Genomic DNA, 11,329 nt, shown 5'->3' with positions numbered 1-11,329 from the left:
GACAGGGTGTAGGTCATAGAGACGAGCGAGAACAAGGGCATGTGACTATAGCTTTATCCCGTTCTCATTCATCTTTACAGCAACACCCTTTTAAGCCTCTCTGGACTTCTTTTAAAAGGTGATCTATTTTTATTCGGTTTAGTTATTTTCCAAAGATATCCTCCGGAATTTTCTTCCGGTCGGGTAAGATCAGGTTGAGAACGATTCCGACGATTGCCGAAAGTGCCATTCCGGAAAGCGATACCGTTTCCGAAAGCTGCACGAATGCTCCCCCGATTCCCAATACCAGAATGACTGAAGCGATCATCAGGTTTCTTTTTTTGTCAAAATCTACTTTATTATCAACCAGCATCCTCAGTCCGCTTGAAGCGATGATCCCGAAGAGCAGGATTGAAATTCCTCCCATAACCGCTGTAGGTATCGAACTGATGACCGCTGAAATCTTACCGTTGAAGCCAAAGAAGATTGCAGCCAGCGCTGCCCCGCCGATGATATACACGCTGTATGCCTTTGTCATCGTCAGAACTCCGATATTTTCACCATATGATGTCAGCGGCGGTCCTCCAATGAAGGACCCTATCATGATACCAGCCCCATCACCCAGGATCGAGCGATGCAAGCCGGGCTTTTCCAAGAAGTTTCTGCCGACTACCTTACTTAAAACCATCTGGTGTCCGATGTGCTCGGATAAGGTGACGATGGCAACGGGCACCATGATGGCAATGACTTCCCATGAGAAGGTCGGAGTATAGGTGACATATGGGAGCATGAAATCAGGCATTTCAAACCATTTCGCTTTCTGGATGGGCGCGTAATCGATAATTCCCGCAATGGCCGAACAGCCGTAGCCGACTATGATCCCCATTAATATTGGAATCAAGTTAAGGAACCCTTTAAAGAATACGTTGCAAATGATGGTTACCGCCAATGTAATAAGCGCTATTACTATATACGTCACGCTGTATTCATGCTTCGGATCATACATGGCCATGTCTACGGCCGTTCCGGCAAGGCTTAGCCCGATTACGATGATGACCGGACCTACCACGACTGGAGGAAGTATGTTCATTAACCAGCGCAAGCCGGCCTTTTGGATGACCAAGGCTACTATCCCATATATGAATCCTGCTGCAAAACAGCCAATCATCGCGGCCTCAGGTCCGCCCAACGCCTTTGCAGCGATGATCGGCGTAATGAAAGCGAAGGATGAGCCAAGATAAGCAGGTATCTGCCCCTTCGTTATCAGTAAGTAAGATAATGTCCCCAACCCGCTCGAAACCAATGCAACCGCCGGGCTTAATCCTACCAAGAATGGCACAAGCACCGTCGCGCCGAACATGGCGAACAGATGCTGGATGCTTAGTGTAATCCATTGACCAACCTTTGGCACATCCTCGACATCAAGTACGATGTCCCGTTTCTCTTCTCCCATTTCCGTATCCTCCTCATGATGCATTAAAACGGCAAAAACCCTCTTTGTTTAGACAAAGAGGGCTTCACGGAATGTGCATACCCATAGATAGGCACACATTTTCCCGATTGACTCCCCTTTGCCAGCCTCTCTGGACTGTCTTTAAAAGGGTTATATGAAATTTTCAGCTTATTTATTTTTCTAATATAGTGACTTGGTCTACTTCATCCACTTCAGTCAGTGTTACGGTTATTTTCTCGGACTGTGATGTAGGAACGTTTTTCCCGACGAAATCAGCACGTATCGGAAGTTCCCTATGCCCTCGGTCAACTAATACGGCTAGTTGGATCTGCGAAGGTCTTCCAAGGTCCACCAATGCATCCATTGCCGCTCTGACGGTCCTGCCGGTGAAAAGGACATCATCAACCAAAATCACTTTCTTGTCGCTGATGTTGACCGGAATGTCGGATCCATTTACGACGGGATCGCCATCATTCGTTTTTTTGGAAAGGTCATCGCGATATAGCGTAATATCAAGTTCACCGAGCTGGATAGCCTTACCTTCTATTTGATTGATGCGCCTGGCCAGCCGATCGGCAAGGAAAATCCCGCGGGTACGAATCCCGATTAATACGCAATCTTCAATTCCCTTGTTTTTCTCGATAATCTCGTGGGCAATTCTCGTCAAGGCTCTGCCAATGGCCTGTTCATCAAGTACTATCGCTTTCTCATTCAACATCTCGGCCACCTCGGTCCTTTTTCCTGATAGGTTCCTTCAACAAAAAATCCTCATGCCAAGAAGGCATGAGGATTTTTGACGAAGTAGGTATAATTATCCCACTCGCGTATCCGTTTCCTTCTCAGTCTCTCTGAACTGTGTTAAAGGTTCTTGTTAAGTTGTTATTATAATATATCATAAAGGAGGATTTGTCAATCCTTACTTCTGCGTAACTGTTGAATTAACTGTTCGAACTCTTCCGGAACCGGGGCTTCGAATTCCATATATTCATTTGTCCGGGGATGGATGAATCCCAGAAGGCCGGCGTGCAACGCTTGTCCATCCAGCTTCAATGTCTTCTTCGGTCCATATTTAGGATCCCCTGCAAGCGGGAAGCCAATGTATTTCATGTGAACACGGATCTGATGTGTCCTTCCTGTCTCCAATTGACATTCCACCAAAGTGAAAGCATTAAAGCGTTCGATGACACGGAAATGTGTGACGGCATTTTTGGAATTCGAGTCCGTCACGGTCATGCTTTGACGATCCTTTTTATCCCTGCCGATCGGTGCGTCGATCGTTCCGAAATCATGCGGAATCACGCCATGGACAACTGCTTGGTACTTACGGGTGACCGTCTTGTCAACAAGCTGCTGGACAAGTTTTTCATGCGCCATGTCGTTTTTGGCAACCATCAATAGACCGGATGTATCTTTATCAATTCGATGGACGATGCCGGGACGCATCACGCCGTTAATGCCCGACAGGTCTTTACAATGGGCCATCAAACCATTTACCAACGTACCTGTTACATGTCCAGGTGCGGGGTGGACGACCATTCCGCTCGGTTTGTTGACTACAAGGACATCTGCATCTTCATAATAGATATCCAGGTCCATTTCCTCTGCCACTGCATCCAATTCCTCAAGGTCGGGAATCGTCACTTCGATCGTATCTCCAGGGATTGATTTGTAATTCGTTTTTATGGCCAGGCCATTCACTAATACGAGGTCATCTTTAATCCATTGCTGGACTTGCGTGCGCGACCATTCCTCGTTCAAAGTGGAAAGTGCCTTATCAATCCTGACACCTTTTAGTGTTTCATCGATGCTGTATAACCTTTTATCCATTATTTTTCTCCTTAGCGTTTTTTTCTTCTAAAAACATATGAATCACGAGCAGTCCGACTCCAACCGAAAGCGATGCATCGGCAACGTTAAATACCGGAAAACTGTAGCTGAAAATATAGGTATGAACGAAATCCACCACTTCCTGGCGAGCGATGCGATCGATGAAGTTACCGATTGCGCCCCCTAGCATGAGGGCAAGGGCCGCTCCAAGCAAACGGCTTTGCTTTGCCATTTTCTGAATATAGTAGACAAGTCCAATAATGACAGCGATGGTGATGATGTAGAAAAACCACATTTGTCCTTGTAGAATTCCCCATGCTGCCCCACGATTACGATGCGAGGTAATATATAGAAGGTTTTCAATAATTTCAATGCTTTCTCCGTACTCCATTTTTTTCACAATCATCCATTTTGTCAGCTGATCGAGAGCAATGACCAAAAGGGCAATTAAATAATAAAACACATTTTTTCCCCCAAACTAATCAAATCTTCACTTTTGAATTGTAGCATAAACTAGAAATAATGACTAATACGAAAAGTATAAAGCATAGCATTATCTGTTATAGGGTGCGCCTTATTTTCATTCTCACCATTAAATTAACATGAAATTCCATATCGTATTTATAGGGAACAACAACATGGTAGAAAAAGTTGTAATAATGGAGTTTGTCTACAGTTTTGCAGTTTATACCTTAGATCGTTCCACACCACGGTAGGCCTCCCTTTCCGCGGGCGGTCCGTGAGCCTTCTCGGCTTTTTGCCTGAAGTGCCTCACGTAAACAAGTGAAAATTGTGATTGCCACATATTGGACAATCGGTACTTTGTCCATTCTATCTGCATTTGAACAAAAGCCAGTTTCCTTAATTGCCGACAGTTTTGAGTTTCGACTTCGCACGCCGCTTTCCACTTAAACAAGGAAATTGTAAAGAGATTAATCTTATACATGTTTACTAACAAAAGAATCCTTTCGCAAAAATGACATGTATGCATTAAACCTGGAATGGGCTTACCTGACCCAAATTCCAATGATAAATCAAAAAGGCTTCGAAATATGTTCATTTCGAAGCCTTTTTGTAGGCAAACTGACCGGAACCCTTCATAAAGGGTCCCGTGTTTCACTTGGAATCATTGATTCACATAATGCTCTTTGACAACTGTTGCACAACGCGGGCAGAGGGTTGGATGCTCTTTCACTTGGCCAACTTGCTTGGAAACATTCCAGCAACGCTCACATGTTTCACCTTCAGCTTTTGTGACCACGATTGCGATGTCTTCAAGCTTAACTGCTTCTGATGGTGCACTTGACACATCTCCAGCAAGTTCAAATTCTGAAACGATGAATAATTGTTCAAAGCTCTCCCTGATGCTATCGAGCAGGTTTTTCGTTTCTTCATTCACGTAAACCATCACTTTCGCGTTCAGCGATTTACCGATGATTTTTTGATTGCGCGCTTCTTCTAATGCTTTTAGTACATTGTCACGCACGTTCATGAATGCCGTCCATTTTTCTTCAATGGCTTGTGCATCATCAACGGAAATTTCCTCAGGCATCAATGTCAATTGGACACTTTCTTCCGTGACACCAGGAATGAACGCCCATACTTCATCAGCCGTATGCGATAGGATTGGCGACACCAATTTCGTCAAGCTAACCAATGATTCGTATAGGACAGTTTGAATCGCCATACGTTCTTTGCCGTTTGGTGCTTCACAATATAAAATGTCTTTCGCATAATCAAGATAAAACGAGCTCAAATCCTGAGTACAGAAATTATTGACCATATTATAAATGGTCGCAAACTCATAATTTTCATAACTTGATTTGGACTGAGTGATTAGCTTATTCAATTTAACGAGCATGTATCGATCGACTTCAGGCAGTTCCTCGATTGCCACTTTATCGGTTTTTGGATTGAATCCATCCAAATTCCCTAATAGGAAGCGGAAGGTATTGCGGATTTTACGATACACCTCCGAGACTTGTTTAAGGATTGGATCTGAAACCCTGACATCTGATTGGTAATCGACAGAAGCGACCCAAAGGCGTAGAATATCTGCACCAAGCTGATTCATCACCTTGGATGGCAGGACAACATTCCCGATCGATTTACTCATTTTGCGACCTTCTCCATCCAAAGCGAATCCGTGGCTCAGCACGCCTTTGTATGGTGCTTTTCCTGTAACGGCAACGCTTGTTGATAGTGAGGAGTTGAACCAGCCGCGGTATTGATCGGAACCTTCCAGATAAAGATCGGCAGGCCGCTGCAGCTCCTCTCGTTCTTCAAGGACAGCCTGATGGGAGGAGCCGGAGTCAAACCATACGTCCATGATATCCGTTTCTTTTGTGAAGTTGCCATTTGGGCTGCCTTCATGGGTAAACCCTTCCGGAAGCAGATCTTTCGCTTCCCGCTCGAACCAGATGTTTGAACCGTGTTCACGGAACAGGTTTGAAATGTGGGTGATCGTTTCATCCGTGATGATCGGCTCGCCATTTTCTGCATAAAGGACAGGAATAGGGACGCCCCATGCACGTTGACGGGATATACACCAATCTCCGCGGTCACGGACCATATTGAATAACCGCGTTTCGCCCCAAGCTGGAACCCATTTCGTTTCTTCAATGGCTTCAAGGAGTTCACTGCGGAAGTCTTTGATTGACGCGAACCATTGTGCCGTTGCTCGGAAAATCGTCGGTTTCTTCGTCCGCCAGTCATGTGGATAAGAGTGGGTGATGAACGTCAAGTTCAATAACGCTCCAGCTTCCGTTAATGCTTCTGTAATCGGTTTATTCGCTTGATCATAGAATAATCCAGCAAATTCCCCTGCCTCTTCTGTCATGACCCCTTTTTCATCCACAGGGCAAAGTACATCCAGGCCGTATTTTTGTCCGATGATAAAGTCATCTTCACCATGCCCTGGAGCGGTATGCACACAGCCTGTGCCAGCTTCTGTCGTAACGTGTTCACCAAGCATCACTAAAGATTCGCGACCGTAAAGAGGGTGTTTGGCAACAGCGCGATCCAACTCGCTCCCTTTTACCGTTTTCACGATGGCTGGGTTATCCCAGCCTAGCGTTTCCGCAACTGACTCAAGAAGCGCTTCTGCAATCAAAAACTTCTCATTCTCGACTGCAACTACAACGTAATTTAATTGAGGATGCAAGGAAATGCCAAGGTTGGCAGGAATCGTCCATGGAGTTGTCGTCCAAATGATGATTTTAACGCCCTCTTCGATTACACCTTTGCCATCCGTCACTTCAAAAGCTACATAAATGGATGCAGAACGTTTATCTTGGTATTCGATTTCAGCTTCTGCCAGAGCTGATTCACTGGAAGGAGACCAGTAAACAGGTTTTTTCCCTTTATAAATATAGCCTTTTTTCGCCATATCACCGAAGACCTTGATTTGCTGGGCTTCATATTCAGGCTTTAATGTGATGTAAGGGTTATCCCAATCTCCGCGAACCCCAATTCTTTTAAACTGCTCGCGTTGATTGTCGATCTGGCCATAAGCATACTCTTCACATAGCTTCCTGAATTCAGCAACGCTCATTTCTTTCCGCTTTACACCTTTTTTCGTCAGGGCCGTTTCGATTGGAAGGCCATGGGTATCCCAGCCAGGAACGTACGGTGCTTGAAAGCCGCTCATTGATTTGAAGCGGACAATGAAATCTTTTAGAACCTTATTCATTGCGTGACCCATGTGGATGTCACCGTTAGCGTATGGCGGTCCATCATGTAAAATGAATAAAGGGCGTCCTTCCGTTTGCTCTTGAACTTTCTTATAGATATTCATTTCTTTCCATTTATCCTGGATCTCCGGCTCTCGTTTTGGTAGATTTCCGCGCATTGGAAATTCCGTTTTTGGCATCAATAGGGTATCTTTGTATTCCATCATTACATCCTCCATCCGTCTTTACACAAATTCATAGGAACCCCAGACTCATCCAGGCAAAATAAAAAGCCTTCTCATCCCTAAAAAAGGGACGAGAAAGCTTTGCTTCCCGCGGTACCACCCTGCTAGAAGGATTCACAAGTGAATCCAACCTCTTGAGCATTCGTAACGTGAATGAAACGCATCGTCTACTTACTGCAAAAGCAGGTTCAACTCAGAACTCGAGGGTGATCTTCAATCCTTCGCTTATTCCAGGCTTTCACCATCCCCGGTCGCTATTAATAAGTTTGTGAAGAATTTACTTTCCCTGTCATCGTCTAATGTCATCATGAATTGTATTGTTAAAAAATTATATGCGAAAAAAGTGTTGAAAGTCAAGGAATCGTTTAAATTTCCTCTTCCACTCTTTCATTTAATTCTATTTCAGTCGCATCGACTTCGTAGTCAAGAAGATGGTCCCAATCATCATTGTCCAGCAAATCCAGCTGTGCAGCGACAAGCATTTTAAAACGGGTCCGGAACACTTTGGACTGTTTTTTCAAATCTTCGATGTCCATCGCTATTTTCCTTGCCTTCACAAGCGACTCATTGACGATCCGGTCAGCATTTTTCTCGGCTTCCTTAATGATAAGCTTCGCTTCTTTTTGGGCATTGCGCCTTAATTCCTCGGCTGCTTCCTGTGCGACAACAATCGACTTATTAAGTGTGCCCTCTATTGTCGTAAAATGTCCCAAACGATCATACGTTTCGTTCAGTTTATCTTCAAGTTCTTTTTTCTCCCTCAAAATCAGTTCATAATCTTTAATGACCTGGTCGAGGAACTCATTGACTTCATCTTCATCATACCCTCGAAATACTTTATTGAATTCCTTGTTATGTATATCTATCGGGGTTAAGGGCATTACGGCACCTCCAAAACGGTTTCTACTCTAGTATATTAACACTCTATATTCGACATTAAATGTTTAAATCCTGCATAATCTTTAATTATTTTTGCCTGCCTAACGAGATTCTCCACTTATCCTTCTTGGTTTTTCCATCTATCGACATTATTTTGCATCTGCCAAATCCCCTGATGGATAAGGCATCGCCCTCGCGGCATTCTTCAGAAACATTTTCCGTCTGCTTGAAATTGACCTTTACTTTACCTGACGTTATCAAGGATTGCGTTTTTTGCCGTGACATATTAAGCACGGCGGAAAGCACGCTATCCAATCTTAGGGAACTGACGGTGGTGACAAGCTCTTCCCATTTATCTTGGACCTGGATGATATTTCCGATGGGAAGCTGCTTGATGGCAACGGAAGCTTTGCCGATCCTCTCGAGATTTCCTGTGAGATAAGCATCCATCTCCCCGGCCGCAATGAACTGAATATGCTCCTCCGTCACGATTATATCACCGAATTTTTCACGTTTTACCCCAAGTGACATCAATGTCCCAAGTATTTGCCTATGTTCAAGCGTTACAAATTTTTTTGGATAGGAAATATCGTATAAGGAGATATTGAAATCCGATGGTTCAGGAGAGTAATAATCAGGGTAAATGAGCGCACGTTTTCGCTCAACGAATTCGCTCCCGCCATTAAACTGCAGTTTGGCATCCAGATCATTCCCCAATAAGGAAATAAGGATTTCCTGCTGTCGCGGATCAAGAAAATCAGATAATTTCGGAGCGTAAGAATTTTTCACCTGCTCGATCCAATTCATTGCCTGGTCGATGAAATCTTTTTCCTCCGGCCTGAAATGCTGATAAATACTCATGATTGTATAATTTCTCCTTAAGTATCAAGTTAATGGACGTTCTTCTTTATTCCTCTGTTGCCACTACACAGCGGAGGACCTTCCGGCTGTGTAGCACAGAATCCGGTTTAACCCACCAGCGTCTGAAGGTAATGAATGCCATAGCCACTCGCAAAGTTAAGCACCAGAAGGGCAACTAGCGGCGAAAGGTCAATCATGCCAAGCGGTGGTACGAACTTTCTGAAAGGCTCTAAATATGGTTCGCAAATTCTTTCCAGGAATTGACCGATGGATGTCTCCCTTGCATTTGGAAACCATGACATCAATATGTATACGATTAATGCCATTGAATAAATTTCAATTAAGTAATATAAACCTTGAAGCACTGAACTCATTAATCATTACCACCTCGCTTCTTCATAATCCTCATCGACGGCGAAGCCGGTAATATTACCAGAAACATCGACGTTGTCAGGAGTACATAAGAATATATCTGTTCCGATTTTTTGGATATCCCCGCTGATTGCATAGACAGTCCCGCTCAGAAAATCGATGATCCGCTTGCCTTGATCATGCTGGATCCGTTGAAGGTTCACGACAACAGCCCGCCTATTCTTAAGATGGTCGGCTACCTCCTGGGCTTCTGCGTAGGCACGAGGCTCCAATAATACTACTTTAGAAGATTTCTGGACGCTTTGCAAACTTACGATATTCTGATTGGCATTATTCCCTGCTGAAGCTGGCTGCTGCTGTTTTGCTGACTTCACGATCTTTCGTTCAGCCTCCTCTTCTTCCGTCACTTCATCCTTGTACTCATACTCGTCATCCAGTGCGAAATAAGATTTAAATTTTGATACGAACGACATCTTTAGCGTACCTCCTTAAAATTATTCGCCTACAAGTGCTGTACCAATCCTGATCATTGTAGCGCCTTCCTCGATGGCAATCATGAAATCATTGGACATTCCCATGGATAATTCCGTGCACGGCGCATGCTTAAGCCCGGCATCTTGAATCTCCGACTGCAAATTTTTCAGTTTCCGGAAGCACTGACGTAAGACTTGTCCATCATCCGTCAAAGGAGCCATCGTCATCAATCCTGCAACATTCACCTTATCAAAAGCAGCTAGCTCTTCTATGAAGCCCATTGCTGCTTCTGGGTCCAGGCCATGTTTGGATTCCTCACCCGAAACATTCACCTGCACTAAACAGTTTATCGGTTCTTTTGCGCGTTTTTGAATTTCTTCTGCCAAAGAAATGCGATCCAATGAATGGATATAGGTGACTTTATCGATGACATTCTTTACTTTCCGTGTCTGTAAGGAGCCGATATAATGCCAGTTTGGCTTGTCCTTCAGCACCTCGTACTTGTTCAGGAGACCTTCATCCCGGTTTTCACCTAAGTCGCTGATTCCCGCTTCCAAAGCTTCCTTGGCCCTCTCGACCGAAACATACTTCGTCACGGCGATCAACTTTATATCTTCACGGCGCCTGCCGCTATTTTCACATGCCAAATTTATCTTTTCTTCGATGTTATTTAAATTGTCGATTACTTTCACTATTACCTTACATCCTCCTTCCAACCGATAAAGCTCATTAACCTGCCTGTATTCCCTTTATCCCGTCGATGTGAAAAAAACAGGTCGGAATCGCAGCTTGTACAGTAAGACGTAATGCCAATCTGACTGTTTGGAATCCCAGTCTTCTGAAGAACCAATGCATTGAGTCGCTTAAGATCTAGCTGATATTGTCCTTCACTGATTAAATTATATGGCTTTTCGTCATTATCTTCCAGCAAATTCTGCACTAAATCTATCACTTTGTCATCAACTGCATAGCACTTCGGGCAAATGGACGGGCCGATTACGGCAAAGATCTCCGTTTCCTTTATACCCTTCCCCCGCCACGCCTCAACCATTCTTCTTGCTATTCCGTTTACGCTGCCCTTCCAGCCGGCATGCACAACACCGATCATACCATGTGCCGGAGCCGCAAAGTAGAGGGGAACACAGTCTGCATAGCACATTGTCAAAAGAACATTTCGATCCTTTGCATAAAATCCGTCCGTTGATTTGAAGGCAGTATCATAATCCGTTGCGCCTCTTCCGCCATCTAGGCTGGTCACTTGCAGGATTTGCGTTTCATGCGTCTGTTCCGCACCTACCCAGCGATCCAGTGGAAAAGAAAGCTTTTCTGCCAAAATCCTGCGATTTTCCTGGACATCCCCCAGGCGATCACCAACATGGAAACCGGTATTCAATGTTTGAAAATCCCCTGAGCTGACTCCCCCATTCTTTGTGGTGAAGCCCGCTACAAGCTGGAGATTTTGCTGTCTCCAGCTGTCAATGAGCATATATTGATCATCTACTAAAACAAATGGCTCTTTCATGCTTTTAACCTCTTCATTTTTAGTCTAGTGTATCATATATTTGTTC

Annotated in this window: 11 protein-coding genes and 1 other annotated feature; all 11 genes read right to left on the bottom strand. The window is 44.4% G+C overall.

All coding sequences use genetic code 11. The features are described 5' to 3' along the window. Window positions 1-142: 142 nt before the first annotated feature. The 11 genes from QNI08_RS06080 to pgeF all read right to left on the bottom strand — a co-directional run bounded on the left by QNI08_RS06080 (window position 143) and on the right by pgeF (window position 11,283). Window positions 143-1,432: a solute carrier family 23 protein gene (locus tag QNI08_RS06080; RefSeq protein ID WP_285766536.1), complete on the bottom strand. Its 1,290-nt coding sequence runs from the start codon at window positions 1,430-1,432 to the stop codon at window positions 143-145. A 172-nt stretch (window positions 1,433-1,604) separates the two neighbouring features. Beyond that, the gene (pyrR, locus tag QNI08_RS06075; RefSeq protein WP_285766535.1) at window positions 1,605-2,150 is read right to left on the bottom strand and encodes a bifunctional pyr operon transcriptional regulator/uracil phosphoribosyltransferase PyrR; all 546 of its coding nucleotides are present in this window, start codon (window positions 2,148-2,150) and stop codon (window positions 1,605-1,607) included. Between the two features lie 191 nt (window positions 2,151-2,341). Next, a complete protein-coding gene (locus QNI08_RS06070) occupies window positions 2,342-3,259 on the bottom strand; it encodes an RluA family pseudouridine synthase (protein WP_285766534.1) in 918 nt (305 codons plus the stop codon). Then, complete coding sequence (gene lspA / locus QNI08_RS06065; protein ID WP_285766533.1) at window positions 3,252-3,722, bottom strand: signal peptidase II; 471 nt, start codon at window positions 3,720-3,722, stop codon at window positions 3,252-3,254. The genes QNI08_RS06070 and lspA overlap by 8 nt, the downstream gene beginning before the upstream one ends. A 663-nt stretch (window positions 3,723-4,385) precedes the next feature. Then, on the bottom strand, window positions 4,386-7,154 hold the full coding sequence (gene ileS / locus QNI08_RS06060) for an isoleucine--tRNA ligase (protein ID WP_285766742.1): 2,769 nt from the start codon (window positions 7,152-7,154) through the stop codon (window positions 4,386-4,388). Window positions 7,155-7,238: 84 nt separating this feature from the next. Continuing rightward, window positions 7,239-7,477 (bottom strand) — a binding site (T-box leader). Window positions 7,478-7,540: 63 nt separating this feature from the next. Beyond that, entirely contained in the window at window positions 7,541-8,056 is a 516-nt protein-coding gene (locus QNI08_RS06055; RefSeq protein ID WP_285766532.1) for a DivIVA domain-containing protein, read from the bottom strand. A gap of 85 nt (window positions 8,057-8,141) precedes the next feature. Further along, complete coding sequence (locus tag QNI08_RS06050; protein WP_285766531.1) at window positions 8,142-8,915, bottom strand: YlmH family RNA-binding protein; 774 nt, start codon at window positions 8,913-8,915, stop codon at window positions 8,142-8,144. 107 nt (window positions 8,916-9,022) lie between these two features. Continuing rightward, the gene (locus QNI08_RS06045; protein ID WP_285766530.1) at window positions 9,023-9,289 is read right to left on the bottom strand and encodes a YggT family protein; all 267 of its coding nucleotides are present in this window, start codon (window positions 9,287-9,289) and stop codon (window positions 9,023-9,025) included. A 6-nt stretch (window positions 9,290-9,295) separates the two neighbouring features. Beyond that, entirely contained in the window at window positions 9,296-9,760 is a 465-nt protein-coding gene (locus QNI08_RS06040; protein ID WP_285766529.1) for a cell division protein SepF, read from the bottom strand. A gap of 21 nt (window positions 9,761-9,781) precedes the next feature. Then, window positions 9,782-10,453: a YggS family pyridoxal phosphate-dependent enzyme gene (locus QNI08_RS06035; protein ID WP_285766528.1), complete on the bottom strand. Its 672-nt coding sequence runs from the start codon at window positions 10,451-10,453 to the stop codon at window positions 9,782-9,784. Window positions 10,454-10,455: 2 nt separating this feature from the next. After that, complete coding sequence (pgeF, locus tag QNI08_RS06030; protein WP_285766527.1) at window positions 10,456-11,283, bottom strand: peptidoglycan editing factor PgeF; 828 nt, start codon at window positions 11,281-11,283, stop codon at window positions 10,456-10,458. Between the last annotated feature and the right edge of the window lie 46 nt (window positions 11,284-11,329).

The organism is Peribacillus folii, assembly GCF_030271255.1.
Lineage (GTDB): Bacteria > Bacillota > Bacilli > Bacillales > DSM-1321 > Peribacillus.
The sequence above is the reverse complement of the archived record's forward strand: the minus strand, read 5'-3'. Positions and strand labels throughout refer to the sequence as shown.